The organism is Pseudomonas sp. LS-2, from assembly GCF_003605735.1.
In the GTDB taxonomy this organism is placed as follows: Bacteria; Pseudomonadota; Gammaproteobacteria; order Pseudomonadales; family Pseudomonadaceae; genus Aquipseudomonas.
In genome coordinates, this window is the sequence record NZ_QXTJ01000045.1 from 389161 (window position 1) to 413540 (window position 24380).

29 protein-coding genes are annotated in these 24380 nt (G+C 59.5%); 18 read left to right on the forward strand and 11 right to left on the reverse strand.

The genetic code is table 11. From position 1 onward, the window contains the following. Positions 1–30: 30 nt before the first annotated feature. On the forward strand, positions 31–615 hold the full coding sequence (locus D3M70_RS30345; RefSeq protein WP_120129789.1) for a TMEM165/GDT1 family protein: 585 nt from the start codon (positions 31–33) through the stop codon (positions 613–615). Between the two features lie 125 nt (positions 616–740). Here D3M70_RS30345 and D3M70_RS30350 read toward each other — a convergent pair whose 3' ends face one another. The 4 genes from D3M70_RS30350 to D3M70_RS30365 form a co-directional block, all read right to left on the reverse strand. Beyond that, entirely contained in the window at positions 741–1559 is an 819-nt protein-coding gene (locus D3M70_RS30350; protein WP_120129790.1) for a M48 family metallopeptidase, read from the reverse strand. A gap of 282 nt (positions 1560–1841) precedes the next feature. After that, complete coding sequence (locus D3M70_RS30355) at positions 1842–2471, reverse strand: SOS response-associated peptidase (RefSeq protein WP_120129792.1); 630 nt, start codon at positions 2469–2471, stop codon at positions 1842–1844. Between the two features lie 51 nt (positions 2472–2522). After that, complete coding sequence (locus D3M70_RS30360; protein ID WP_120129793.1) at positions 2523–2783, reverse strand: DUF2007 domain-containing protein; 261 nt, start codon at positions 2781–2783, stop codon at positions 2523–2525. Next, a complete protein-coding gene (locus D3M70_RS30365) occupies positions 2784–2975 on the reverse strand; it encodes a CPXCG motif-containing cysteine-rich protein (RefSeq protein ID WP_120129795.1) in 192 nt (63 codons plus the stop codon). It abuts the gene before it with no gap. A 129-nt stretch (positions 2976–3104) separates the two neighbouring features. Here D3M70_RS30365 and D3M70_RS30370 point away from each other — a divergent pair, with 129 nt between their 5' ends. Continuing rightward, positions 3105–4268, forward strand: a complete 1164-nt coding sequence (locus D3M70_RS30370) for a 1-acyl-sn-glycerol-3-phosphate acyltransferase (RefSeq protein ID WP_177418489.1) — start codon at positions 3105–3107, stop codon at positions 4266–4268. A 129-nt stretch (positions 4269–4397) separates the two neighbouring features. On the opposite strand, the gene D3M70_RS30375 is transcribed toward D3M70_RS30370, so the two are convergent. Next, positions 4398–4667 (reverse strand): hypothetical protein, encoded by a 270-nt coding sequence (locus tag D3M70_RS30375; protein ID WP_120129798.1) that lies wholly within the window; start codon positions 4665–4667, stop codon positions 4398–4400. Between the two features lie 139 nt (positions 4668–4806). On the opposite strand from D3M70_RS30375, the gene D3M70_RS30380 reads away from it, so the two are divergent. Then, a complete protein-coding gene (locus D3M70_RS30380; protein WP_120129800.1) occupies positions 4807–5010 on the forward strand; it encodes a hypothetical protein in 204 nt (67 codons plus the stop codon). Between the two features lie 125 nt (positions 5011–5135). Here the strand turns inward: D3M70_RS30380 and D3M70_RS30385 are convergent, their stop codons facing one another. Continuing rightward, positions 5136–5717, reverse strand: a complete 582-nt coding sequence (locus tag D3M70_RS30385; RefSeq protein WP_120129802.1) for a YajG family lipoprotein — start codon at positions 5715–5717, stop codon at positions 5136–5138. 241 nt (positions 5718–5958) lie between these two features. Between D3M70_RS30385 and D3M70_RS30390 the strand changes: the two genes are divergently transcribed. Further along, positions 5959–6192: a hypothetical protein gene (locus D3M70_RS30390; protein WP_120129803.1), complete on the forward strand. Its 234-nt coding sequence runs from the start codon at positions 5959–5961 to the stop codon at positions 6190–6192. A 731-nt stretch (positions 6193–6923) separates the two neighbouring features. Next, on the forward strand, positions 6924–8429 hold the full coding sequence (mqo, locus tag D3M70_RS30395; RefSeq protein WP_120129923.1) for a malate dehydrogenase (quinone): 1506 nt from the start codon (positions 6924–6926) through the stop codon (positions 8427–8429). Positions 8430–8535: 106 nt separating this feature from the next. Here mqo and D3M70_RS30400 read toward each other — a convergent pair whose 3' ends face one another. From D3M70_RS30400 to D3M70_RS30410, 3 genes are all read right to left on the reverse strand, one after another. Next, positions 8536–8823, reverse strand: coding sequence for a PA4642 family protein (locus D3M70_RS30400; protein WP_120129805.1), 288 nt, complete (start codon positions 8821–8823; stop codon positions 8536–8538). Between the two features lie 67 nt (positions 8824–8890). Further along, entirely contained in the window at positions 8891–9376 is a 486-nt protein-coding gene (locus tag D3M70_RS30405) for a hypothetical protein (RefSeq protein ID WP_120129806.1), read from the reverse strand. A 158-nt stretch (positions 9377–9534) separates the two neighbouring features. Further along, positions 9535–10092, reverse strand: a complete 558-nt coding sequence (locus tag D3M70_RS30410) for a hypoxanthine-guanine phosphoribosyltransferase (protein WP_120129808.1) — start codon at positions 10090–10092, stop codon at positions 9535–9537. 199 nt (positions 10093–10291) lie between these two features. On the opposite strand from D3M70_RS30410, the gene upp reads away from it, so the two are divergent. After that, the gene (gene upp, locus D3M70_RS30415; protein ID WP_120129810.1) at positions 10292–10930 is read left to right on the forward strand and encodes a uracil phosphoribosyltransferase; all 639 of its coding nucleotides are present in this window, start codon (positions 10292–10294) and stop codon (positions 10928–10930) included. Continuing rightward, positions 10930–12210 (forward strand): uracil-xanthine permease family protein, encoded by a 1281-nt coding sequence (locus tag D3M70_RS30420; RefSeq protein WP_120129811.1) that lies wholly within the window; start codon positions 10930–10932, stop codon positions 12208–12210. Before upp ends, D3M70_RS30420 begins: the two co-directional genes overlap by 1 nt. Positions 12211–12324: 114 nt before the next feature. Here the strand turns inward: D3M70_RS30420 and hemH are convergent, their stop codons facing one another. Both hemH and D3M70_RS30430 read right to left on the reverse strand, forming a co-directional pair. Next, a complete protein-coding gene (gene hemH, locus D3M70_RS30425) occupies positions 12325–13353 on the reverse strand; it encodes a ferrochelatase (RefSeq protein ID WP_120129813.1) in 1029 nt (342 codons plus the stop codon). Between the two features lie 14 nt (positions 13354–13367). Next, entirely contained in the window at positions 13368–14270 is a 903-nt protein-coding gene (locus D3M70_RS30430; protein ID WP_120129814.1) for a TIGR01777 family oxidoreductase, read from the reverse strand. A 301-nt stretch (positions 14271–14571) separates the two neighbouring features. On the opposite strand from D3M70_RS30430, the gene D3M70_RS30435 reads away from it, so the two are divergent. The 11 genes from D3M70_RS30435 (at position 14572) to D3M70_RS30485 (ending at position 24371) form a co-directional block, all read left to right on the forward strand. Next, positions 14572–15558 carry an NAD(P)/FAD-dependent oxidoreductase gene (locus tag D3M70_RS30435; RefSeq protein WP_120129816.1) on the forward strand — a complete coding sequence of 329 codons (987 nt, stop codon included), beginning with the start codon at positions 14572–14574 and terminating at the stop codon, positions 15556–15558. After that, positions 15555–15770 (forward strand): TIGR02450 family Trp-rich protein, encoded by a 216-nt coding sequence (locus D3M70_RS30440; RefSeq protein ID WP_120129817.1) that lies wholly within the window; start codon positions 15555–15557, stop codon positions 15768–15770. Before D3M70_RS30435 ends, D3M70_RS30440 begins: the two co-directional genes overlap by 4 nt. 243 nt (positions 15771–16013) lie before the next feature. Beyond that, the gene (locus tag D3M70_RS30445; protein ID WP_120129925.1) at positions 16014–16982 is read left to right on the forward strand and encodes a DUF523 and DUF1722 domain-containing protein; all 969 of its coding nucleotides are present in this window, start codon (positions 16014–16016) and stop codon (positions 16980–16982) included. A 3-nt stretch (positions 16983–16985) separates the two neighbouring features. After that, positions 16986–17927, forward strand: a complete 942-nt coding sequence (locus D3M70_RS30450; RefSeq protein ID WP_120129819.1) for a MerR family transcriptional regulator — start codon at positions 16986–16988, stop codon at positions 17925–17927. A 9-nt stretch (positions 17928–17936) separates the two neighbouring features. Further along, entirely contained in the window at positions 17937–19382 is a 1446-nt protein-coding gene (gene phrB, locus D3M70_RS30455; protein ID WP_120129820.1) for a deoxyribodipyrimidine photo-lyase, read from the forward strand. Then, complete coding sequence (locus tag D3M70_RS30460; protein ID WP_120129822.1) at positions 19375–19800, forward strand: nuclear transport factor 2 family protein; 426 nt, start codon at positions 19375–19377, stop codon at positions 19798–19800. Before phrB ends, D3M70_RS30460 begins: the two co-directional genes overlap by 8 nt. Next, positions 19797–20573, forward strand: coding sequence for an SDR family oxidoreductase (locus D3M70_RS30465; RefSeq protein WP_120129824.1), 777 nt, complete (start codon positions 19797–19799; stop codon positions 20571–20573). Before D3M70_RS30460 ends, D3M70_RS30465 begins: the two co-directional genes overlap by 4 nt. Continuing rightward, positions 20570–21817, forward strand: coding sequence for an NAD(P)/FAD-dependent oxidoreductase (locus D3M70_RS30470; protein ID WP_120129825.1), 1248 nt, complete (start codon positions 20570–20572; stop codon positions 21815–21817). The genes D3M70_RS30465 and D3M70_RS30470 overlap by 4 nt, the downstream gene beginning before the upstream one ends. Next, the gene (locus D3M70_RS30475; protein WP_120129827.1) at positions 21814–22614 is read left to right on the forward strand and encodes a DUF1365 domain-containing protein; all 801 of its coding nucleotides are present in this window, start codon (positions 21814–21816) and stop codon (positions 22612–22614) included. Before D3M70_RS30470 ends, D3M70_RS30475 begins: the two co-directional genes overlap by 4 nt. Continuing rightward, a complete protein-coding gene (locus tag D3M70_RS30480; protein ID WP_120129828.1) occupies positions 22601–23863 on the forward strand; it encodes a cyclopropane-fatty-acyl-phospholipid synthase family protein in 1263 nt (420 codons plus the stop codon). The genes D3M70_RS30475 and D3M70_RS30480 overlap by 14 nt, the downstream gene beginning before the upstream one ends. Then, entirely contained in the window at positions 23856–24371 is a 516-nt protein-coding gene (locus tag D3M70_RS30485; protein ID WP_120129830.1) for a DUF2878 domain-containing protein, read from the forward strand. The genes D3M70_RS30480 and D3M70_RS30485 overlap by 8 nt, the downstream gene beginning before the upstream one ends. Positions 24372–24380 lie beyond the last annotated feature (9 nt).

Here is a 24380-nt window from a genome sequence, read left to right on the forward strand (position 1 = left end):
CGTGTCGACCCGCCCCTTAGGAAAATCCTGATGCTGGAATCCCTGTTGGTCCCTACCGCGGTCGTCGCACTGGCCGAAATCGGTGACAAGACCCAACTCCTCGCGCTCATCCTCGCTGCTCGCTTTCGCAAGCCCTGGCCGATCATCGCCGGTATTGTCGCAGCCACGCTGGCAAACCATGCTGCGGCCGGTGCGGTGGGGGCATGGTTCAGCAGTTTCCTCTCCGACGCCGTGCTGCACTGGATCCTGGCCGCGAGCTTCACGGCCACCGCGCTGTGGACACTGGTTCCGGACAAGATGGACGATGACGAAGCCAATACCGCACGCAAGTTCGGGCCGTTCATGACCACGCTGATCGCGTTCTTCATCGCTGAAATCGGCGACAAGACGCAGATCGCGACGGTGATGCTTGCAGCGCAGTATTCCTACCTGTGGCTGGTGATTCTGGGGACCACGCTGGGTATGTTGCTGGCTAACGTGCCGGTCGTGCTGGCGGGTAACTTCGCGGCGGAAAAACTGCCGTTGACGCTGATTCGTCGCCTGGCAGCGGGCGCGTTCTTCATCCTGGCAGTGGTTGCGGTGTACAAGGCAATGCAGGTCAGCGGCTGGGTATGACCAGCCGTTGAAAAACGCCACTGTAACGGTCCGGCTTGCCGGCGGCAGCGATCACGAAAACGTCACCGCCGGCAAGCCGGACTGCTACAGGGTTCAGCGCAAGCCCATGGCAACCGGGCTCGGCATCAGGACTTCGGCGCCTGCTCATACAGCGGCATCACCTTGGGAATCGCCGCCTGCAACGACGCAATACGATTCGCCGACGCCGGGTGCGTGCTCATGAATTCAGGCTGTGAAGCCCCCGCTTGGGCCTGCATCTTCTGCCACAGGGTGATCGCGGCATTGGGGTTGTAACCGGCACGCGCCGACAACTCCAGCCCCAACAAATCCGCTTCGTTTTCGTTGGCCCGACTGTTCGGCAAGGTCAGGCTGTAATTGACCACGGTATCAGCCAGCGCCAGGCTATCCTGCCCAAGCCCCAACAGAGTTCCCGCGCCGCTCTTGGCCATCTGGATGCCGTAGGCCTTGGACATGGCTTCACGACCGTGCTCGCGCAAGGCGTGTGCGATTTCGTGACCCATGACGGCCGCCAGCTCATCGTCGCTGAGTTTCAGGGTGTCGATCAGCCCGCTGTAAACGATGATCTTGCCGCCGGGACCGCAGTTGGCATTCAGCTCATCGCTCTTGATCAGATTCACTTCCCACTGCCATTGAGCAGCATCGGGACGCAGCTTTGGCGCCTGAGCGATCAATCGGTTGGCGACATTCTGTACGCGCTTGGCCTCAGCGCTGTCTTTATCCAGCACGCCCTTGGTCGTGGCCTCGGTAACGGTCTGTTGATAGGACTGGGCATACATCTGATTGACCTGATCGGTCGACAGCATGCTGAACATGTACTGCTTGCGTTCGACGCCTACCGAGTCTCCGCTGGTGGTGTTGACGGCCTGACATCCCGCCATCAGCAACGCGGCGCTCATGGCACATAGAGCAAAGGTCTTGCGCATTTTGTATCTCCCTGGAAACAAGGTGCTCATCCTAGGCCGTACGCTACTCAAGTGCCAGATAGCAGCCGATTGCCATTTAAAAAGACGCCGAAGATACGCACTTTGGTAACAGACATGAGACACGAACCCTCCCCCTTTAGAGCTTTCAAGGCCTTTTAAATACGGGGGCGTCGGCTTGCTGATCGCCATACTGGGCCAGGTGACTGTCTGGTTCGTCGGTCGCGGCATCGCGGATAAGCCATCGAGAGCAAGCGCCCTCCTGCGACTGATCCGCCTCTGGAGTCACAACGGCGTCAGGCATTCCGGTGCATTGAGCTTCGGATCGTTCACCAGATTGGCCAAGGGGCGTTCGCGCAGTTGCATCTGCGGGGCGGCAAGCAGCGATTGCAGCGTCACCAGCGAACTGCGGGGGTCAAGCCAGGCGGCCTGCCCTTCTGCATCGAGAATCAACGGTCTGCGTTGATTCATCGCCGACTGCGTCACCACGGCCACACTGAGGTAGACGTGTTCTTCAACCGGGTAAGCCTCCCAGATCGCCGCAAAATATAGCGCCGACCCCTCTCCCGGCGTCAGCCAGAATGGTCGTTTGCGCACAGTGCCTCGCCACTCGTAAAAGCCATTGGCGGGCAACAGGCAGCGGCGCTCACGAAACGCCTGACGAAACATCGGCTGTTCGGCCACAGTCTCTGCACGCGCATGAGCCGGGGTGCGTGACATGTCGGTCAGCCATGGCGGGGTGAGCCCCCAACGGGCTCGCGCCACCTCACGACCGCCCTCCTCGGCTTGACCGGCGCGCACCATCAGCACGGAGTCGGCCGGGGAAATGTTCCACTGCGCCTGCTGGTCCGCCGGAAATCCGGGCAAGGCCGCGAAAGCGGGCGTCCAACGAAACAGCGCATAACGTCCACACATGGGTTTGGGGCAACTCATCTTTAAAAGCGAATGAAGCGGGCCGTACCGGGTTCAGCACAACAACACATCGGGGTAGCTGTCCGGTTCTTCGCCCGGCAGCACGAAGGCGCCATTGTACTCAGTGATCAGGTGCCGCGCGCGCTCGGCCTGTTCGTCTTCGACCGCCAGACCCAGCAAGCCGAAAACCGGCAGCTCGCCGATCCCGCCCAGCAGATGGCGGCCGGTGATGTGCGACTCGATGCCTTCGCTGGCGAGCATCGACTGTAATAACTCGCCTTCCATCATGTTTTCCGGCTCATAGATTTTTCGCATTCATTCGTTCTCGGCCCGGACTTCCAGATCCCATCGCTCACCATCGGTCTCGAGATGAAATTCGATGGGACGACAGCACACATGGCAATCTTCGATGAAATTGTTATCGCCTTCCGACAGATCCAGGACCGTTTCCCCCGGTTCGCCGCAATAAGGGCACTCGTAAGGCGCTGCGGGTTGTATTTCGTGCATCACAGTCTCCGAGAGCAGTTTTGCGTATAATCGCCGACTTGTTTGCGGGCCGAGCTTTCTTTCTCAGCATCCGGGTGTAATCCGGACTTGGCCTACCTCTACCCTAGCCGTTTTCAACAAGAGAGCATGATGGGCGAATTCGATGCCATCCGACCGTACGACGACACCGAAGTAAAAGCCGTACTCAACCGGCTGCTGGGTGACAAGGCGTTCCTCGCGATCCTCACGCATTTCCGTTTTCCACGTCTGGCGGGTTCGCTGGGATGGATCCTGCAGCCTGCCATCGCACGCAAGCTGCGTCGCCAGTTCGCAGGCATCGACTCGGTGGCCGCCTTGCAGGACAAGGTCGAGCACTACGTCGACCACACTATCGAACGTGCTACCGATGGTGTGACCTACACCGGCGTCGAGCAGTTCAAGTCCGGCGTGGCGTACCTGTTTCTGGCCAACCACCGCGACATCGTGATGGACCCGGCGTTCGTCAACTATGCCGTGTATCACGCGGGCCTGCCGACGCCACGCATCGCGATTGGCGACAACCTGCTGCAGAAGCCTTTCGTCAGCGACCTGATGCGGCTCAACAAGAGCTTCATCGTGCACCGTTCCATTGCCGGACGTCGGGAAAAGATGGCGGCGTACCAGCTGCTGTCGGCCTATATCAATCATTCGATTCGCAATGACTGCCAGTCGATCTGGATCGCTCAAGCCGAGGGACGCGCCAAAGACGGCGACGATCGCACCGAATCGGCAATCCTCAAAATGTTCCACATGAGCCGCAAGGACGAGCCGTTCGGCGAAGTCATTCAGTCGCTGAACCTGACCCCAGTGTCGATCAGCTACGAATACGACCCGTGCGATCACGCCAAGGCCCGCGAGCTGTACATCCGCGCCACCACGGGCGGCTACGCCAAGGCACCGGGCGAAGACGACGTCAGCATCGCGCTGGGTATCACCGGCTACAAGGGCCGCGTACACGTCAACTTCGCGCCGCCGATCACCGAGGCGTTCGAAGACACCAAACAGCTGGCCATCGAGATGGACAAGCAGATCCTCGGCGGCTATCGCTTGTTCCCGGTGCATTACCTGGCTTACGCCCAGTGGGCCGATGCCGATCCGGCACTGAGCGTGCCGAGCGCCGCAAAGGTCTTTCCGGCCGACGAGCTGGCGCGCGCGCAGGAAGAATGGCAGCGCCGTCTCGATGGCTGCCCTGAAGAGCACCGTCCTTATCTGGTGTTGCAATACGCGACGCCGGTGCGCAATCAATACCGCGTGAAGGCAGGCTTGCCGCTCTGAGACTGAACACGGTGAAAGCGCGGTTGTATTTGTAGCACGGCTCGCTGGCGGTGGCGCCCTTCAGATCGCTGCCGCCGGCAAGCCGGACCACTACAACGATGGCCTCAGCAAATAGCACGCAGTCAGCAGTCAGAGCTTGGTGCTCACCCACGACAACAGCAGCGCAAACGCCAGGCAACCCGCGCCGACGCGGTAACTGAGCAGGATAAGGCGCAGCGTCGGCACGTCCATCAAATGCATCGGCTCGTCGATCGGAGCCTGCTCGGTAAGGTCATGCAGGTGCGTGGTTTCCCGCTGCTCGCGACTGCGCGTGGTGTGCAGCAGCCAGATGCCAGGGCCTGCGGTCAGAAGTGCAAACAGATTGAGGATCATCCCGGGGGATTGCTGGAGGAGCGACATGAGGCCTCGATGACGCCAGATCGTGGGCGTCGCAGATTCTGTGAGATCTGCTGAACACGGTATTCCCTGTCACCTTAACGTCACCTGAACCGGTCACTGTGTAGCACCCCAAATGACCCCATCGGACATGGAGAGCGTCATGCTGCACGCCCACAACCAGGACCGCCTGTACCTCATCGCCCAGAGCGACGAGCAGGAAGCGCTGATCGACTCGCTGGCATTCAACGTTCAGGACCGACACTGGCTGGTGTATTGCGCACTCGGCGGGCATCAGCATCACGACCTGCCAGAGGCGGACTTTGAAACGGGCTACAGCTTTCTGGACTTCTACCAGATCGCCTGATCGAACAATCATCACGTGCGGGGCTGCACTTGTTGTGCCGGGCGGGTTGACGCCCAACCGACCCGGAAAACAAAAAGCCCCCGGCTTTCCAGGAAACCGGGGGCTTTTACGTTGCAGACGCCGGGTTACTGACCCAGAAGGCGGCCGATTGTCTGATCCTGGAACAGACGCGTCAGCGCATCGCTCAGGACGTCGCTGATCAGCTTGGTGTTGGTCTCTTCGTTCGGCGCCATCCCGAAACGTTGATCAAGCGAAGCGGCGTAGCGGCCACTGTAGCTACGGCCGTTATTCTGTACATCGGCGCGAAACGTGGAGCTGATATTGGCTTCAGTGACGTACATGCCTTCTTTGGGTGACTGGTACTTGAGGTCAGCCAACGTCACGGTCAGCTGTGGACCATTGCCACCCTGGACCGGCGTAAACCCCAGCAGACGCACAGCGGCTTCGGACTGAGCCTGAAGCTGAGGCACCAGTTGCTGGCCACTCACGGTGATCGAACTGGTTTCAGGGTACAGACCACCACGGGTCCCGAGGGTCTGCGACTGACGGCCGTCCACCACGCGAACCACGACTTGCTGACCGTGCCCGACCGCTGCCAGCTGGCTGTTCAGCTTGGGTTGCGGGCTCAGTGATTGCGGACTGTGGGCACATCCCACCAGCGTCAGACTGCCTACAGCAAGCAAACCGAACAAAACGCGACGCAACATGCTTATTTCTCCATGGGCCAAGGCACAAATTGTGCCGCAGTATAACGACCTCCCAAGGTCGCTCACTAGCGTAAAGATACGACAAAGTGCCATCGCACCGGTTCCAGATTGCCGCTCACGACGGTGATCAACAAACAAGGCCGGTACACGAATGCGCAATATCCTCGTCACAGAGGTGTCATCGCCAACCGACATACTTTTCACAACTACCCAGCTACTGCGCCAAACAAGGAGTCTTGCCATGGACTTTCTCTGGTCTCTGTTTTCACCGCAAAGCCGTCATCGTCACTACGCTCGCGTGAACCAGCAGGGAATCTGTGTGTGTTTCAGGCACTGCAGCGCGCAGCCCGATGGCAGCGGCTGGATCGAAATCTACGAGCCGAAGCTGTCCTGGCTTCATCAGCCGCTGCCAGCCCACGCACGCATCAGTTCGCGGCCACGTGCGATTACCGCCCGGCAATTGCTCAGTATCTGACCGAACGGCGAATAAAAGTCATTTTTTCTGGATCAATTCTGCGCGTTTCATCGCTATAATCTCCCCCCGATTATAAGGACGTCTCCTGATCGGGCCTCGCAGTATCGTCGATACTCAATGTCGACTCCTCCGTATCGCCCACAGAGAGCCTTCCACACAGACATGTGCAGCCGGTGTGACCTCTTTGCAGGCGCGAAAAACCTCGACTCGCTCGAACCTTTTGCTCCAGCCAATGCCCACACTGTGTTTGAACCTGATCTGCCAGAGCTGCCATCGCGCAGCCCTTTTTGAGGTTCGCGTCTCCAAAAGAGCGTGAAAAAAACGGGTTTTCACAACTTCACAAGAGTGTGGCGAGCAAATGAATAGTTACGCGTTTGTAAATGCACCATTAGCGTCTGACCCAGCCCCCTTGCAAAGGACCGACCGCAGCGCAGTTTCCATAACCGGAGCCTGAAGCCTGTCCACTACGGATTTGGTTGCATAAAACCGGACGTCTTGACGATAGTCGAATGGCTGTTCGGGCCAAAAAATGCGTTCATGCTGGCTACAAGAGCATCAACCTGGCCCTTTCAGTAGCGTCCGCTGAAGATGCAAAAAATTGCGAAGAATCGGACATGGCTTTCCCGGCCAGGTGGCATGAGGCACTGCGCGACATCCGCGCCGCCCGCACCTGGCAACTGACCACGGGACCATGCCGTCAATTTGGTGCTGCAGATTTTGGAGACGCGTTAATGGCGCATAACGAAGCAGTCGATGTGGTACTGGTTGGGGCAGGCATCATGAGTGCCACCCTGGCGGTACTGCTCAAGGAACTGGACCCGAACCTGAAGGTTGAGGTCGTCGAACTGATGGATTCCGGAGCCGCCGAGAGTTCCAACCCCTGGAACAACGCCGGTACTGGCCATGCAGGCCTCTGCGAGCTGAACTACACGCCGCAGGCGGCGGATGGCTCCATCGACATCAAGAAAGCGGTTCATATCAACACGCAGTTCGAAGTCTCGAAGCAGTTCTGGGCCTATCTGGCCCGCAAAGGCACCTTCGGCTCTTCGCGTTCGTTCATCACACCGGTTCCGCATCTGAGCTTCGTGCAGGGCGAGAAAGGCATGGCGTATCTGAAAAAACGCTATGAGGCGCTGCACAAGCACCACGCATTTTCCTCGATGGAATACACCGAAGACAAAGCCAGGCTGGCCGAGTGGATGCCGCTGATGATGCCGGGTCGCCCGGCCGATGAGCCGATCGCCGCTACGCGCGTCATGCACGGCACCGACGTCAACTTCGGCAACCTGACCAACCAGTTGCTCAAGCACCTGTCCGCCGCACCCGATGCGCAGGTCAAGTACTGCAAGCGCGTGACCGGCCTGACCCGCAAGGGCGATGGCTGGAGCGTGACCATCAAGGACGTCAACAGCGGTGGCACCCGCGATATCGACGCCAAGTTCGTGTTCCTCGGCGCTGGCGGCGCGGCATTGCCGCTGTTGCAGATGTCGGGCATCGAAGAGGGCAAGGGTTTCGGCGGCTTCCCGGTGAGCGGCCAGTGGCTGCGTTGCGATAACCCTGAAGTGGTCAAGCATCACCAGGCCAAGGTCTACAGCCAGGCGGCGGTCGGCTCGCCACCGATGTCGGTTCCACACCTGGACACCCGTGTCGTGGACGGCAAGACTTCCCTGCTGTTCGGCCCGTACGCCGGCTTCACCACCAAATTCCTCAAACATGGCTCGCTGATGGACCTGCCGCTGTCGATCCGCGCCGCCAACATCGCGCCGATGCTGGCCGTGGCCCGCGACAACATGGACCTGACCAAGTACCTGATCAGCGAAGTGCGTCAATCCATGGAACAGCGCCTGGATGCCCTGCGGCGCTTCTATCCGCAAGCCAAGGCCGAAGACTGGCGTCTGGAAGTGGCCGGTCAGCGCGTGCAAATCATCAAGAAAGATCCAAAGAAAGGCGGCATTCTGCAATTCGGCACTGAACTGGTCTCGGCCAAGGACGGTTCCCTTGCAGCGCTGCTGGGTGCCTCGCCAGGCGCTTCGGTGACCGTTTCGATCATGCTCGACCTGATCGAACGCTGCTTCCCTGAGAAGGCTCGCACCGAATGGGCCGCCAAGCTGAATGAGATCTTCCCGGCTCGGGAAAAAGCCCTGGAAACCGACGCGCAGCTGTATCAGCGTGTCAGCGCCCAGAGCGACGAGAGCCTGGACCTGGTCCCAAGCAGCCAGGCGGCAAGCTTCGCCTGATTCAGAGCTTGCTCTGAATCGGTGGGATTACTGAAGGCCCCGCCCACGCAGCGGGGTTTTCAGTTTTATTCAAGTTTCATCAGCTCACTGTGCAGCCTGCCTGCAATCAGCCTCGGGCCTTTGCGATCAACTCGATGTAATCCTCGGCGTTACGCTGATCCTTGATCAGTGCGACGAAGTCATTGCCGTGGGCGTCTTTACCATCGAGGTCGTAGCCGGCTTCCTTGAAAAACCCCAGAAAACGTTCGAAGTCATCGACCCGCAGACCGCGATAGGCCTTGATCAGCTTATGCAGCGAAGGCGACGTCGCGTCGACTGGCTCGAAATCCAGGAACAGTTTGATCTGGGCGTCGCCGATTTCATCGCCAATCACCTGCTTCTTATCTTTACGCATTGCTGACTCCAACTGACTTGCGGGACATTTCACGGGCGGGCAGTTTACCCCTCGCCCGACCACAGGCTCAACGCGCGCGTACGGTGCCGGTGTGCAGATCGGCCCAGACGTGGCCATTGGCGTAGCTGAGGAACTGGCAATAAACCTTCTCGTTGCGCAGCAGGTCAACCAGCACCCGGTATTGAGTGGCGGGGTAGAACAGCGTCAAGGTGCGAGTCGAATCATCATACGTCGGCTTTTTCAGGCTTTTGCTCTCGCCGTCGAAGTGAATCAGCACTTCGGAAATCGTCGCCCCTTTGTTCATAGGCTTGCCCTTCAGGCGCAGGGTCAACGGCGAGGTCACGGGGATGGGCTGCTGGTTCGATTGACGCTGACTGCCGACCACCACCGAATAGTCGGTGATCTGCAGCAATTGCTGCTGCTCGGGCTCACCTTCGCGCACGGACAGTTCGTCAGGCGGGAGGTATTGGGCGTGCATCGGTTCAGCGAGAACAGGGAATGGCAGGGTCAACAGCACCATCAGCGCAGCTTTACTACGAAACGATAACGTCATGGGTGCCTCCCGAAAAAAGTGGGGAGCACTCTAGCAGGGATCAGATGATGTGTAGGAGCGCGCTTGCCCGCGATCGCAATTCTGCGGGCAGCAATTTGGCGCCTGACAAGCCGCAATCGCGGGCAAGCGCGCTCCTACAAAAGAGGACATTACCGCCTTTACATACCCTTCACGGCATAGATCCCCGCCGCATTGCGCCAGTAACCCTTGTAATCCATGCCGTAACCGAAGATGTAGCGGTCGATGCATGGCAGACCGACGAAGTCAGCCTTCAGATCCGGACGCGCCTTGCGGTCATGGTCCTTGTCGATCAACACGGCGGTGTGCACAGCGCTGGCGCCCGCGTGTTTGCAGAAATCGATGATCGCGCCAAGGGTGTGACCTTCATCGAGGATGTCATCGATGATCAATACGTCGCGATCAATGAACGAGACTTCCGGCTTGGCCTTCCAGAACAGCTCGCCGCCGCTGGTTTGGTTGCGATAACGAGTCGCGTGCAGGTAAGACGCTTCCAGCGGGAAGTTCAGATGCGTCAGCAGCTTGCCTGCGAAAATCAGACCGCCGTTCATCACGCAAAAGACAACCGGGTTGCGATCGGCCAGCACGCTGTTGATTTGCTGACCGACACGCGCGATGGACGCCTCGACTTCGGCTTCTGTGTACAGGCAGTCAGCCTCGCGCATGATTTGACGGATATGCTCGAGATCAGCGGACATGACGCTCTCCAAGGGGGGCTGTTTGAGGAAAAGCGGGCAAAGGTACGCATGAGCAAAGTCCAGGGCAAGCTTTTCTGGACTAACGTTGCACAAGCGTCCCATTAATGTAAGAAACGCGAACCTAACCGGTAAGACAAGTTACAGCTGAATAGATTAATCTAAGCCGTTTTTTTTGCCCGCCTGCTGGAGCCGTCCCCTTATGCCCATTCGTGAGATCCGCCACCCGCTGATCCGTCACAAACTCGGTCTCATGCGCCGAGCCGATATCAGCACCAAGAATTTTCGTGAACTGGCTCAGGAAGTCGGCGCGCTGCTGACCTATGAAGCGACCAAAGACCTGCCGTTGGAAACCTACGATATCCAGGGTTGGGCCGGGACCGTACAGGTCGAAAAGATTGCGGGCAAGAAGATTACTGTCGTGCCGATTCTGCGCGCGGGCATCGGCATGCTCGAAGGCGTCCTCAGCCTGATTCCGGGTGCAAAAGTGAGTGCGGTGGGCGTTGCGCGTAATGAGGAAACCCTCGAAGCGCACACCTATCTGGAAAAACTCGCGCCTGAGATCGACCAGCGCCTGGCGCTGATCATCGATCCGATGCTGGCCACTGGCGGGTCCCTGGTCGCCACGATCGACCTGCTGAAAAAAGCCGGTTGCCGCGACATTCGCGCCATGGTCCTGGTGGCCGCACCGGAAGGCATCGCCATCGTCGAGAAAGCTCACCCGGACGTGAATATCTACACCGCGTCCATCGATCAGCGCCTGAACGAACATGGCTACATCATTCCGGGCCTGGGCGATGCCGGTGACAAGATCTTCGGCACCAAGCAAAAGGACGCCTGATGAAGCAGGATGAGTTCAATGATCCACTGTGGCGCACCGTGCTGTCGGGCGCTCAGATGCTGTTCGTGGCGTTTGGCGCCCTGGTGCTGATGCCACTGATCACCGGCCTTGACCCCAACGTTGCGCTGTTTACCGCAGGTCTTGGCACTTTGTGCTTTCAGGTGGTAACCGGCCGTCAGGTCCCGGTTTTCCTGGCCTCAAGCTTCGCCTTCATTACCCCGATCATTCTCGCCAAGGGTCAGTTCGGACTGGCCGCGACCATGGGCGGCGTGATGGCGGCAGGCTTCGTCTACACCTTTCTGGGCCTTGCAGTGAAGATTAAAGGCACCGGTTTCATTGACCGGCTGCTGCCGCCGGTGGTAATCGGTCCGGTGATCATTTCCATTGGTCTGGCGATGGCTCCCATTGCCGCCAACATGGCGATGGGCAGGACCGGAGACGGCGCCGCCGAACTGATTCCATATCACACAGCCATCGCCATCTCGATGGCCGCGTTGCTGACGACGTTGATCGTGGCGGTATTCGGCAAAGGCATCTTCCGTCTGGTGCCGATCATTTCCGGCGTACTGGTGGGGTTCGCGCTGTCGTTCTACTTCGGCGTGGTGGACGTGGCGAAAATCGCCGCAGCGCCCTGGCTCGACATTCCACACTTCACTGCGCCTGAATTCAACTGGCAGGCCATCCTGTTCATCGTTCCGGTGGCGCTGGCTCCGGCCATCGAGCACATTGGCGGGGTGATCGCGGTCGGCAGCGTGACGGGGCGTGACTATCTTAAGAAACCGGGCCTGCATCGCACCCTGCTCGGCGACGGTATCGCAACCACGGTGGCTGGCGCCTTCGGCGGCCCGCCCAACACCACCTATGCCGAAGTGACCGGCGCGGTGATGCTGACCAAGAACTACAACCCCAAGATCATGACCTGGGCTGCGATCTTTGCGATCACTCTGGCGTTCATCGGCAAGTTCGGTGCGCTGTTGCAGAGTATTCCCGTGCCTGTGATGGGCGGGATCCTTTGCCTGTTGTTCGGTTCGATTGCGGCGGTAGGCATGAACACCCTGATACGCCATAAGGTCGATCTGGCCGAGGCGCGCAATCTGGTGATCGTTTCAGTGACCCTGGTATTTGGCATCGGTGGCGTATTGATCGGCACCGGTAACGGCCCTGACGATTTCGGCATGAAAGGCATCGCGCTGTGTGCGGTGACCGCGATTCTGCTGAACCTGATTCTGCCGGGTAACGATGCCTGGAAGAACAAGCATCTGGATGATCAGTTGCCCTAATTGCAACAGCGCTTTGTAGGAGCGCGCTTGCCCGCGACAACGTCGGCACCCGACTTCAACCGTGCCTGACACCACGCCATCGCGGGCAAGCGCACACCTACAGGTATCTGGAGACTAGACGACCATCGCTGGCGCCCGCTCGCACAAGGCATTCAACGCCTTCGCCCAGTTCGGATCGTCATTGAGACACGGAATCAACACCAGCTCCTCCCCGCCCGCCTCCTTGAACTGCTCAGCCCCGCGATCACCGATCTCTTCCAGGGTCTCGATGCAGTCGGCCACGAACGCCGGGCACATCACCAGCAACTTCTTCACGCCCTGCCCTGCCAACTCGGCAAGATGCGCCTCGGTGTACGGCTCGATCCATTTATTACGCCCCAGCCGCGACTGGAACGACACCGACCATTTGCCGTCGGGAATCCCCATACGCCTGGCGAATTCTGCCGAGGATCGCATGCATTGTGCGCGATAGCAGACGGCGAGGACCTCCGGCGAAGCTTTTGCACAGCAAGCGCCGTCCTTGAAGCAATGACTCCCGGTCGGGTCAAGTTTGGTGATGTGCCGTTCGGGCAGCCCATGAAAACTCAGCAGCAGATGGTCATGATCCTGAGCCAGATGGGGTCTGACGCTTTCCACCAATGCATCCAGGTATTCCGGCTGATTGAAAAACGGCGGCAGCAGCGCCAGCTCGAACTTCAGACTCCTATCGCGTATGACACGCTTTGCTTCTTCGATGACCGTGGTCACCGTGCTGTCGGCGAACTGTGGATAAAGCGGCGCCAGTGTGACCTTTTTGATGCCCTGAGAGGCAAGACGCGTGAGCACCGTTTCAATCGATGGTTCGCCGTAACGCATTGCCAGCTCCACGGGCCCCTGCGTCCACTCCTTGGTCATGGCCTGTTGCAGGCGCTTGCTCAGCACCACCAGCGGCGAACCCTCCTCCCACCAGATCGACGCATACGCGTGAGCGGACTGTTCGGGACGCTTGATCAGGATCAGCGACACCAGCAGCCGACGGATCGGCCAAGGCAGATCGATAACGTAAGGGTCCATCAGAAACTGATTGAGGTAGCGGCGAACGTCCGCAACTTCGGTGGAGGCTGGCGAACCCAGGTTAACCAGCAGCAATGCGTGATCGGTCATGCAACACCTTGATGTCAGTGGCGGCCCAATAGGTTTTCCAGGGCCGCGTGCAGATCGGTAAATCGGAAAGTGAAACCAGCGGCCTGCAGTCGACTGGGGCGAGCGCGCTGGCCGCCCAACAGCAAAATGGACAGTTCGCCCAGCAACAGCCGCAACGCAACCGCCGGCATGGGCATGAATGCGGGGCGATGCAGGATTGCGGCGAGCGTCTTGGCGAAATCCCGGTTACGCACCGGTGATGGCGCGCAGGCATTATAAGGACCTTGAGCGTCTTGCTGGTTCAACAGAAAATCAATCGCGGCGATTTGGTCCTCGATATGGACCCACGGCATCCACTGGCGACCATTGCCAATCGGGCCGCCCATTCCCATTTTGAAAGGCGGCAACAGGCGCTGCATCATGCCGCCTTCGTTCGCGAGTACCAACCCGGTACGCAGCAATACCACGCGAATGCCCAAGGCCTGCGCCCGTTGCGCGGTTTCTTCCCAGGCGATACACAGTTGGCTTGCGAAGTCCTCGCTCACGGGGGCCGACTCCTCGTCGAGTTCACGCTCGCCGCCGTCGCCATACCAGCCGACCGCAGAGCCAGAGATAAATACGTTCGGTTTCTGATCGCGCCTTTCCAGCCAGGTGATCAGTTGTTCGGTAAGGGTGATACGGCTGTCCCACAGCAACATTTTGCGTTTGCGGGTCCAGGGCCGGTCGGCGATAGGCGCCCCGGCGAGATTGATCACGGCATCGACATGCTGAGCGCCGATGTCGTCTGGATGGGCGATGCCGCGCACACTGGGGCCACATAGACGTGGCACCTCTTCGGGCTTGCGGCTCAATACCGTCAGTTGATGTCCTTGATCGTGCCAGTACCGGCAAAGACGACGACCTATCAGACCCGTACCGCCTGTCAGCAAGATGTGCATGACTGAGTTCCTCGCGTGGCGTTCATCGCAAATCAGTAGTCTATTTCTTCACAAACAATGTGTTCGTAAACGAAGCGAATAGTTGAACCATAGGCCACGCTATAGAGAACGACGCCGATCCCATCCGTTCGATTGATCCGTTCGAAGAGTTGAACGATTTCGGTGAAGCGTCAGACTCAAGAATGAGCCTTGAGAAAGGTCAGCGTCCTACGCGTCGAGGGACGATAAGTTATACCGAAAAACAGCATTGTACAGGTTTTAACTACGGCGTAGTCTGTGCAGACAAGGTTACGAGGCCCCTATGACTGTACCTATCGCAATCATCGGTACCGGTATCGCCGGACTCTCTGCCGCCCGAGCGTTGCAAGCCGCCGGGCATAGCATCCACCTTTTCGACAAGAGCCGTGGCAGCGGCGGAAGAATGTCCAGCAAGCGCAGCGATGCGGGTGCGCTGGACATGGGCGCGCAGTACTTCACTGCACGCGATCGCCGTTTCGCCGCCGCCGTACAGCAATGGCAGGCCGACGGGCACGTCGCTGAATGGACGCCGCTGCTCTACAACTTTCATGGCGGCCAATTGAGCCTGTCACCCGACGAGCAAGTGCGCTGGGTCGGCAAGCCGCGCATGAGCGCCATCACTCGGGCGATGCTCGGCGACATGCCGGTCACGTTCTCCTGCCGCATCACTGAAGTCTTCCATGGCGAAGAGCACTGGAACCTGCTGGACGCCGATGGCCGCAGCCATGGTCCGTTCAGCCAGGTGGTGATCGCCATTCCAGCACCTCAAGCGACGACATTGTTGGCAGCAGCGCCGAAACTGGCCAGCGTCGTGGCGGGCGTGAAGATGGAACCCACCTGGGCCGTCGCGCTGGCGTTCGACACCCCGCTCGATACTCCGCTCGAAGGCTGCTTCGTGCAAGACAGCCCCATCGACTGGCTGGCCCGCAACCGCAGTAAACCCGGGCGCGACGACAAGATGGACACCTGGATTCTGCATGCCACCAGCGCCTGGAGCCGACAGCATCTGGACATGCCCAAGGAGCAGGTGATCGATCATCTGCACGGCGCGTTCGCTGAACTGATCAGCTGTGCGATGCCGGCGCCGGCCTTCACGCTCGCCCATCGCTGGCTTTACGCTCGACCGGCCGGAGGTCGTGAAGTCGGGGCGTTGTCGGATCCTGATCTGGGTCTCTACGTGTGTGGCGACTGGTGTCTGTCGGGTCGCGTGGAAGGCGCATGGCTCAGCGGCCAAGAGGCAGCACGTCGCTTGCTTGAACACCTGAAGTGAATCGTCTAAATCCGCGCAAATTGCTGCTGTCGAAATGGACAGCAGCTCATCCCCGGAATCGGGAAAAACACTTTCTGGTCACCGAACTGTTTTGTGATGAAGAAGGTGTTGTGCTGGAGATCGAACTGCAGGCTGTGCTCACCAAACGCAGCGAACGGTTTGCCTGGCAAACGTTACAAGACGAACAGGCCTGGGTGATGGGTTGGAAGTGAAGACCCATGCCTTATTACTGTCTCGTTCCCCATTGTAGGAGCGCGCTTGCCCGCCATGGCGGTGTGTCAGCGACCAGGCCCCGCCAGGCATATGGCAATCGCGGGCAAGCGCGCTCCTACAATTGCTCAGCGTTCACCTCAAACCTTGTACAAATGATTTGACTTGTATAAGCCAAAACCTATGATGAACAAATGTTGTACAGCTTTCCAATGCTGTACAAGTTGTTCATCGAGGTTTTTGCCATGTCTACGCCATCGGAACAGAAATCCAAACCCAGGCTGGGCGTCAGCGCCTGCTTGATGGGGGTGGAAGTTCGCTTCAACGGCGGGCACAAGGAATCACACCTGCTGACCCGCGCGCTCAACGAGTATTTCGATTTCGTGCCGGCCTGTCCGGAAGTCGCGATAGGCATGGGAATCCCCCGCGAAGCGATTCGTCTGGTCGGCGACCCCGAACATCCACAAGCCGTCGGAACCGTCCACGAGGACATGAACGTCACCCGTCCACTGGCCGAGTACGGTGAACACATGGCCCGGGAAATGGACGATATCTGTGGCTACATCTTCATGCAGAAATCTCCTTCCTGCGGGCTGGAGCGGGTCAAGGTCTATCGTGACAATGGCGCCCCGTTCGATGCGGGCGGACGCGGTATCTACGCCCAGGCGTTCTGTGCTCAGCACCCCAATCTGCCGGTCGAGGAAGATGGCCGATTGAACGACCCGGTCCTGCGCGAAAACTTCATCACACGCGTATTCGCCTACGCCGCCTGGCAAGAACTGCTCAAGAGCGGCATCACCCGACGCGCCCTCACGGAATTTCACTCGCGCTACAAGTATCAGTTGATGGCCAATGACCCGAGCCAATACAAGGCATTGGGCAATCTGCTCGGGAACATGGGCCGCAGCGACCCGGCCGAAATTGCCCCGCGTTATTTCGGCGCGCTGATGAACGCCCTGAAAAAACCCGCGACCCGACGCACCCATACCAACGTCCTGCAGCACTTGTGCGGTTATCTGCGCGAGACCATCAGCGCGTCTGACAAGCAGGAAATCCAGGCTGTGATCAACCAGTACCACCGAGGCATCGTGCCGCTGGTCGTGCCGCTGACCCTGCTCAAACACCATTTTCGCCAACACCCGGACCCCTACATCGCGCTTCAGGTTTACCTGCAACCGCATCCGGAAAACCTGAGCCTGCGCAATGCGATTTGAACCATGAAAAAGACCACGAATTCCGACGCCCTCGACGACGATCCGCAGGCCTACGCCGAAGCCCTTGAAGAAGGCTGGCTGCCGATTCGCGAAGTTGCCCGCCTGACGGGCGTCAACGCAGTGACCTTGCGCGCCTGGGAACGGCGCTACGGCCTGATCGTTCCCCATCGCACGCCCAAGGGACATCGCTTGTACAGCACCGCCCACGTGGATCGAGTGCTGACGATTCTCACCTGGCTCAATCGCGGAGTATCGGTCAGCCAGGTCAAACAGCTGATCGACGACCAACAGCCTGCGCCCCCCAGCGTCGAAAGCGATTGGGATCGACTGCGTCAGAACCTGATGGAGGCGCTCGCCACGCTGGCCGAGCGTCGGCTGGACGACACCCTCAATCAAGCCATGTCGCTGTACCCCCCACGCACCCTGTGCGAGCAGTTATTGATGCCATTGCTCGCGGCCCTCGAACAGCGCTGGCAAGGCCAGTTCGGTGCACAGCTGGAGCGGGTGTTTTTCTATTCGTGGCTGCGTAGCAAGTTCGGCGCGCGGCTGTATCACAACAATCGTCAGGTCAGCGGCGCCCCGCTGTTGTTGGTCAATCAGTCCGATGTGCCGCTTGAGCCGCATGTGTGGCTCACCGCCTGGCTGGTCAGCAGCGCCGACTGCCCGGTAGAGGTGTTCGACTGGCCATTGCCGCCCGGTGAACTGTCGCTCGCCTGCGAGTACCTCAAACCGCGAGCGGTGCTGTTGTATTCCAGCAAGGCACTGAACCTGAGTCAGTTGCCACGCCTGCTGCACAACATCGACTGCCCGAAACTGATTATTGGTCCCACGGTGCGCATCCATTCGGCCGAGTTATCCGTATCTGTAGGTGAGGTCGCCGGACTCTCGCTGGCCGAAGACCCTTTGACTGCCCACGCCGAGCTGCAACGCCTGGGCCTCATCTAAGGAATGAACATGCAATTAGTCTGGCTGCGCAGCGATCTGCGCGTACACGACAACACCGCGTTGAGCGCTGCCATGGAGCAGGGACCGACGCTGGCGGTGTACATGATCAGCCCCGAGCAGTGGCACAGCCATGACGACGCACCGTGCAAAGTCGATTTCTGGCTGCGCAACCTGTGCGCATTGAAAACCGAACTGGAAGCACTGAACGTGCCGCTGTTGATCGTGCACGCCGATACCTGGGACCAAGCGCCCAAGGCGTTGCTGAACCTGTGCAAGACCCATGGCGTCGAGCAGGTGCATGTCAACGAGGAATACGGCGTCAACGAGGACAATCGCGACACAGAGGTGGCGGCAGCGCTGGACAAACAGGGCATGGGTTTCTGCCGTCATCTGGACCAGTTGTTCTTTCGACCAGGCAGTGTGCTGACCAAAAGCGGAGGCTATTTCAAGGTCTACACCCAGTTTCGCAAGGTATGTTATGCCCGACTGCACCACTCGGTGCCCGCCCTGGTACGTCCGCCGAAGAAGCAATCGCCGTTGCACATCAACAGTGACGATGTACCAGCGCATGTGAAGGGTTTTGCGACGCCTTCCGAGGACCTGCGCAAGCTGTGGCCGGCGGGCGAAGACGAAGCACGTCGGCGTCTGGAAGCGTTCACCGACGAGCAGGTTCATTATTATCTGGATGAGCGCGATTTTCCGGCCAAACCCGGCACCAGCCAGCTTTCGGCCTACCTGGCCTGTGGCGTGATTTCTCCCCGCCAATGCCTGCATGCGGCCTTGCGCAGCAATCACGGCGAGTTCGAAACGGGGAACGCCGGCTCAGTGACCTGGATCAACGAGCTGCTCTGGCGCGAGTTCTACAAGCATGTGCTGGTGGGCTTCCCACGGGTTTCCCGTCACCGTGCCTTCCGCCCGGAAACCGAAGCACTGAAATGGCGGCATGCCCCCAAGGACCTCGAAGCCTGGCAGCAGGGTAAAACGGGCGTGCCTATCGTAGACGCTGCCATGCGCCAACTGTTGGAGACCGGCTGGATGCACAACCGCCTGCGCATGGTCGTGGCGATGTACTTCAGCAAAAACCTGCTGCTGGACTGGCGCGAGGGCGAACGCTTTTTCATGCAGCACCTGATCGACGGCGATCTATCGGCGAACAATGGCGGCTGGCAGTGGAGCTCGTCCACCGGCACCGACTCGTCGCCCTACTTCCGTATTTTCAATCCTCATAGCCAGTCAGAGCGCTTCGATCCCGACGGTCGCTTCATCAAGACCTGGATTCCCGAGCTTGCCGACCTGAACAAGCGCGACATCCATAACCCGTCGGCGCTTGGCGGTCTGTTCGGCGTTCAGGGTTATCCAGCGCCCATCGTCGATTTGAAGTCCAGCCGCGAACGCGCGCTGACTGCCTTCAAGTCTTTGCCCCATCGACAAGCAGAGACTCAAGACCATGAGTGAATTCCTGCGCGACTACGCCCGACGCTTCGCCGAACTCGACAAGGACAACCTGCACCTGCTCGGCGGGCTTTACAGCGACGACATCGCCTTCGCCGATCCGCTGAATGAAGTCCATGGCCTGCCCGACCTGCGTAAATACTTCGCAGACCTGTACGCCAACGTCACGGATCTGCAATTCGAGTTTCATGCCTTCGATCAGGTTCGCGAGGGCAAGGGCTACCTGCGCTGGACCATGACCTACCGGCACCCACGTCTGAACCAGGGCGAACCGATCGCAGTGCAAGGGTGCTCGCATCTGCTGTGGACGGAAAACAAGGTGTTCCAGCACCGCGACTTCTTCGACGCCGGAGCCCTGCTGTACGAACACCTGCCGGTCATGGGCAGGATGATTGGCTGGCTCAAGAGGCGACTGACATGAAGCGACGTATCTGGCTGACCGGCGCCAGCAGCGGGATCGGCCTGGCGCTGGCTGAAGAGTTGCTCGGCGCCGGGCATCAGGTCGCGCTGACAGCCCGCAGCCTCGAACCGCTGGAGGCGCTTGATCGGCGTTTTCCGCATCAGGTACTGCTAGCGCCCGGCGATGTCATGGACCTGGACCAAGTAACGGCGATCGGCGAGCGAATCGCGCAGGTCTGGGGTGCCGTCGATACGGTGATCCTCAATGCAGGCACCTGCGAATACATCGACGCCAGGCAGTTCGATGCTCGCTTGGTGGAACGCGTGGTGAAAACCAACCTGATCGCCACGTCCTATTGCGTACAGGAAGCGCTGGTCCTGCTGCGTCTGGGCCAGCGTCCGCATCTGGTCGGCGTTGCCAGTTCGGTGGCGTTTCTACCGCTGACCCGATCTGAAGCCTATGGTGCCTCGAAAGCAGGCCTGCGTTATCTGTTCCAGTCTTTGCGCATCGATCTGGCACAAGAGGGCATTGATGTCACGGTGGTCAGCCCGGGTTTTGTCGACACCCCCCTGACCGCCAAAAACGATTTCCCGATGCCGATGCGCTGGCCCGCCCCGAAGGCCGCTGCCTACATCGCCAAACGGCTTGAGGCGCCACGTCGCCCTCTGGAAATCTCATTTCCGCGGCCGTTCATTTTGACGCTCAAACTCCTCGCACTGCTGCCCGAACGCGCCCAACTGGCGCTGGGTAAGCGCATGGTCCGCTCTGCCAGCCAGAGCGAGGGCGGGCAATGAAAATCGCCATCATCGGCAGCGGCATTTCCGGCCTGACCAGCGCCTGGATGCTCAACCGCGTGCACGATGTGACGGTGTTCGAGGCCGATAGCTGGATCGGCGGCCACACCCACACCGTCAACGTCGAAGTGAATGGCAAAAGCCACGCCATCGACACCGGCTTCATCGTCTTCAACGACTGGACCTACCCCAACTTCATCAAGCTGCTCGGCAAGCTGGGGGTCGCCTTCAAACCCACTGAAATGAGCTTTTCGGTTTGTGACCCGCAAACCCGCACCGAGTACAACGGCAACAACCTCAACAGCCTGTTCGCCCAGCGCAGCAACCTGCTTTCACCGACCTTCTGGGGGATGCTGCGGGACATCCTGCGCTTCAACAAACAGGCGCTGATCGACCTGCAAAGCCAGCGCATCGCCGCCGACACGACCCTGGGTGCCTATCTGAAATCCGAGGGTTACGGGCGGCGCTTCACCGAGCATTACATCGTGCCAATGGGCGCAGCGATCTGGTCGATGTCGCTGAATGACATGCTGGGCTTTCCCTTGCAGTTTTTCGTGCGGTTCTTCAAGAACCATGGCCTGCTCTCGGTCAGCAACCGGCCACAGTGGTGCGTGATCGAAGGCGGATCGAGCCGCTATATCGAACCTCTGTGCGCCCCGTTTCGCGACAGGATCCGCGTGCAGTGCCCTGTCAGCCGGGTCGAGCGTGACAAGGATGGCGTAACCCTTCACAGCGCCGCTGGCAGCGAGCGTTTCGACAAGGTGATTTTTGCCTGTCACAGCGATCAGGCCCTTGCAATGCTGGCCGAGCCCAGCGCCAACGAGCGGGAAATCCTCGGTGCCCTGCCCTACGCCGACAATGACGTGGTCCTTCATACCGACACGAGTCTGCTGCCCAGACGCCCTTTGGCCTGGGCCAGCTGGAACTACCGGCTGGGTGGCGGGAGGGACCAGTCGGCGGCCGTTACCTATGCGATGAACATTTTGCAAGGGATCGAAAGCGATACCACCTTCTGCGTCAGCCTGAATCAGACACCTGCCATTGACCCGAACAAAATCCTCGCGCGCTACCGCTACTCCCATCCGCAATACTGCCTTCAAGGCGTCGCGGCGCAAGCCCGCTGGCAAGAAGTATTCGGTGCACAACACACCTATTACTGCGGCGCATACTGGGCCAACGGTTTTCACGAAGACGGCGTGGTCAGCGCGCTGCGCGTTGCGTCCGCGTTTGGGGAGTCACTGTGAACAGCGCCTTGTACAGCGGCTGGGTGAGCCATCGGCGGTTCTCGCCCCGAGGCCACGCGTTCACCTATCGCATTGGCATGCTGTATCTGGACCTCGATGAGCAAGACACGGTGATGAAGCTCTCGCCCTTTGCAGGCGCCAGCCGCCTGTCGCCGTTTTCGTTTCGTCAGGGCGACTACCTGCGCGAGTACACAGGACGCGGGATTTCTCTGATTGGCGCCGTGCGCGAGATTGTCCGCAACGCATTGGGACGCGCACCGCTGGGCCGGATTTGTCTGCTGACGCAGGCGCGCAGCTGGGGTTTATCGTTCAACCCGGTGAGTTTCTTTTATTGCTTCGAGCGAGATGGCTCTCTGGCCGCCATTGTCTGCGAAGTGACCAACACCCCGTGGCGCGAGCGCTATCACTACGTGCTGCCCGCCAGCGCCGAAGGTCACCAGCATTTTGCCGTCGCCAAGGCTTTTCACGTCTCGCCGTTTTTACCCCGCGATCTGGAATACCGCATGAGTTTCAGCCAGCCCGGCGACCGGCTCGGCGTTCACATGGCCGATTGGCAGGGCGAACGCAAAGTGTTCGATGCCACCCTGAACCTGCAACGTCAGCCACTCAGTCGCCCTGCCCTGCATCGCCATCTGCTGAGTTTTCCGTGGATGACCGCCAAGACATGCCTTGCGATTTACTGGCAGGCGCTGCGCCTTTTCGCCAAACGCATACCGATTTTTTCCCACCAGGCCGCTGAAGGCTCGTCGCGCATCGCCGCCGTTCAACCCAAGGATCGACGCCATGAAAAGCAATAGCCTGACTGTGAGCTTGAGCGCCAACAGCCTCACCTCCAATCTGCTGCGACGCGGTGTACTGCGACAGTTAGCACATCTGCGCCATGGCCAACTGGTGGTTTATGAAGGTGATGATCGGCATGTATTTGGCGCAGCGGGCTCATCGATCCAGGGAGAAATCCACGTCCTGGACGCGTCGGTCTGGGGCCTCGTCGCCAGCAATGGTTCGATTGGCGCAGGCGAAGCGTTCATTCATGGCTACTGGACCAGCCCGGACCTGACGGCGGTCATCCGTGTCTTCGTCAGCAACCTTGAAGTGCTCGACGCGCTTGAAGGTGGCCTGGCGCGCCTCGGCCGACCGTTCGTGCAAGGACTGCACTGGCTCAATCGAAATACGCGCCAAGGTTCGCAGAAAAACATCGCCGCTCACTACGACCTGGGCAATGATCTGTTCGAGCAATTTCTCGATCCGACCATGATGTATTCAGCGGCGCAGTTTCTGAGTCCCGAGGACACCCTGGAACAGGCACAGCTGAACAAGCTGGAGCGGATCTGTCAGAAGCTGTCGCTCAAACCCACCGACCACTTGCTGGAGATCGGTACCGGCTGGGGCAGCATGGCGATCTATGCCGCGCAGCATTACGGCTGCAAGGTCACCACCACAACGCTTTCCAGAGAACAGTACGCTTACACCGAGAAGCGTATCGCCCAGCTGGGTCTGCAAGACCGTGTCACGCTGTTGCTAAGCGACTATCGCGACCTGACTGGCCATTACGACAAACTCGTTTCCATCGAAATGATCGAAGCGGTCGGCCATCGCTTCCTGCCGACCTATTTCAAACAGTGCACGCGCTTGCTCAAGGACGACGGGCTGATGCTGCTGCAGGCAATCACCATTCGCGAGCAGCGCTACGAACAGGCGCGTCGCAGCGTCGATTTCATTCAGCGTTATATCTTTCCAGGGGGGGCATTGCCTTCGGTCACTCGCATGCTGGAGATCGTGAGCGACAACACCGACATGAACCTGCTGCACATGGAAGACTTCGGGCTGCATTACGCAAAGACGTTGCGGCTGTGGCACGACAACTTCCGCCATGCTGCCGGCTATCTGACCGAACTGGGTTATGACGACTATTTCCTGCGGTTGTGGGAGTTCTATCTGTGCTACTGCGAGGGCGGCTTTCTGGAGCGCACGATCGGTACGGCGCAGTTGTTGCTGGCAAAACCCAAGGCGCTGCCTCAGCCACTGCTCGGGCGGTTCGATGCTTAAAAATCTGGCGAACGCCGTGCTGTTCCAGATCGGCTGGTTCACCTGTGTGCTGGGGGGCAACAGCGGCTGGTTACTGGTCACGTTCGCGATTTTTGCTGTGCACCTTCGCCTGATCGGATCCTGGCGTGCCGAAGGCAAGCTCTTGATGACCGTCTTTGCCTTGGGCTGTGTGCTCGACAGCGCGCTGATCAAGCTTGGCGTGTTCGACTTCGGCGAAGTCGGGCGCGTGATCCCGTTGTGGCTGGCGTTACTCTGGCCGCTACTGGCGACCACGCTGGGTCATTGCCTGGCATGGTCAGCCAAACCCTGGTGGCTGGCCAGCATACTAGGGGCCATCGGCGGGCCCGCTTCCTACATCGCAGGATCGCATATGACCTATGTCCAGCTGCCTTTGGGCCTGTGGCCCAGCGTGTTGATTCTCGGTGCGATATGGGCTGCGGTCTTCCCATTACTGCATTGGCTGACCCATTACTTCCGCGAAGGCCGCACTGACCAGGTCTCCGTATGAAGCGGCGTC

Excerpts from the sequence above, each read along its gene's own strand:
- D3M70_RS30465 (WP_120129824.1), top strand. The coding sequence starts at position 19,797 with ATGAAGCGACGTATCTGGCTGACCGGCGCCAGCAGCGGGATCGGCCTG.
- upp (WP_120129810.1), top strand. The coding sequence starts at position 10,292 with ATGCCCATTCGTGAGATCCGCCACCCGCTGATCCGTCACAAACTCGGT.
- phrB (WP_120129820.1), top strand. The coding sequence starts at position 17,937 with ATGCAATTAGTCTGGCTGCGCAGCGATCTGCGCGTACACGACAACACC.
- D3M70_RS30430 (WP_120129814.1), bottom strand. The coding sequence starts at position 14,270 with ATGCACATCTTGCTGACAGGCGGTACGGGTCTGATAGGTCGTCGTCTT.
- D3M70_RS30370 (WP_177418489.1), top strand. The coding sequence starts at position 3,105 with ATGGGCGAATTCGATGCCATCCGACCGTACGACGACACCGAAGTAAAA.
- D3M70_RS30375 (WP_120129798.1), bottom strand. The coding sequence starts at position 4,667 with ATGTCGCTCCTCCAGCAATCCCCCGGGATGATCCTCAATCTGTTTGCA.
- D3M70_RS30400 (WP_120129805.1), bottom strand. The coding sequence starts at position 8,823 with ATGCGTAAAGATAAGAAGCAGGTGATTGGCGATGAAATCGGCGACGCC.
- D3M70_RS30385 (WP_120129802.1), bottom strand. The coding sequence starts at position 5,717 with ATGTTGCGTCGCGTTTTGTTCGGTTTGCTTGCTGTAGGCAGTCTGACG.
- D3M70_RS30380 (WP_120129800.1), top strand. The coding sequence starts at position 4,807 with ATGCTGCACGCCCACAACCAGGACCGCCTGTACCTCATCGCCCAGAGC.
- D3M70_RS30420 (WP_120129811.1), top strand. The coding sequence starts at position 10,930 with ATGAAGCAGGATGAGTTCAATGATCCACTGTGGCGCACCGTGCTGTCG.
- D3M70_RS30470 (WP_120129825.1), top strand. The coding sequence starts at position 20,570 with ATGAAAATCGCCATCATCGGCAGCGGCATTTCCGGCCTGACCAGCGCC.
- D3M70_RS30355 (WP_120129792.1), bottom strand. The coding sequence starts at position 2,471 with ATGTGTGGACGTTATGCGCTGTTTCGTTGGACGCCCGCTTTCGCGGCC.
- D3M70_RS30410 (WP_120129808.1), bottom strand. The coding sequence starts at position 10,092 with ATGTCCGCTGATCTCGAGCATATCCGTCAAATCATGCGCGAGGCTGAC.
- D3M70_RS30460 (WP_120129822.1), top strand. The coding sequence starts at position 19,375 with ATGAGTGAATTCCTGCGCGACTACGCCCGACGCTTCGCCGAACTCGAC.
- D3M70_RS30365 (WP_120129795.1), bottom strand. The coding sequence starts at position 2,975 with ATGCACGAAATACAACCCGCAGCGCCTTACGAGTGCCCTTATTGCGGC.
- hemH (WP_120129813.1), bottom strand. The coding sequence starts at position 13,353 with ATGACCGATCACGCATTGCTGCTGGTTAACCTGGGTTCGCCAGCCTCC.
- D3M70_RS30435 (WP_120129816.1), top strand. The coding sequence starts at position 14,572 with ATGACTGTACCTATCGCAATCATCGGTACCGGTATCGCCGGACTCTCT.
- D3M70_RS30480 (WP_120129828.1), top strand. The coding sequence starts at position 22,601 with ATGAAAAGCAATAGCCTGACTGTGAGCTTGAGCGCCAACAGCCTCACC.
- D3M70_RS30360 (WP_120129793.1), bottom strand. The coding sequence starts at position 2,783 with ATGCGAAAAATCTATGAGCCGGAAAACATGATGGAAGGCGAGTTATTA.
- D3M70_RS30450 (WP_120129819.1), top strand. The coding sequence starts at position 16,986 with ATGAAAAAGACCACGAATTCCGACGCCCTCGACGACGATCCGCAGGCC.
- D3M70_RS30445 (WP_120129925.1), top strand. The coding sequence starts at position 16,014 with ATGTCTACGCCATCGGAACAGAAATCCAAACCCAGGCTGGGCGTCAGC.
- D3M70_RS30345 (WP_120129789.1), top strand. The coding sequence starts at position 31 with ATGCTGGAATCCCTGTTGGTCCCTACCGCGGTCGTCGCACTGGCCGAA.
- D3M70_RS30485 (WP_120129830.1), top strand. The coding sequence starts at position 23,856 with ATGCTTAAAAATCTGGCGAACGCCGTGCTGTTCCAGATCGGCTGGTTC.
- mqo (WP_120129923.1), top strand. The coding sequence starts at position 6,924 with ATGGCGCATAACGAAGCAGTCGATGTGGTACTGGTTGGGGCAGGCATC.
- D3M70_RS30405 (WP_120129806.1), bottom strand. The coding sequence starts at position 9,376 with ATGACGTTATCGTTTCGTAGTAAAGCTGCGCTGATGGTGCTGTTGACC.
- D3M70_RS30350 (WP_120129790.1), bottom strand. The coding sequence starts at position 1,559 with ATGCGCAAGACCTTTGCTCTATGTGCCATGAGCGCCGCGTTGCTGATG.
- D3M70_RS30390 (WP_120129803.1), top strand. The coding sequence starts at position 5,959 with ATGGACTTTCTCTGGTCTCTGTTTTCACCGCAAAGCCGTCATCGTCAC.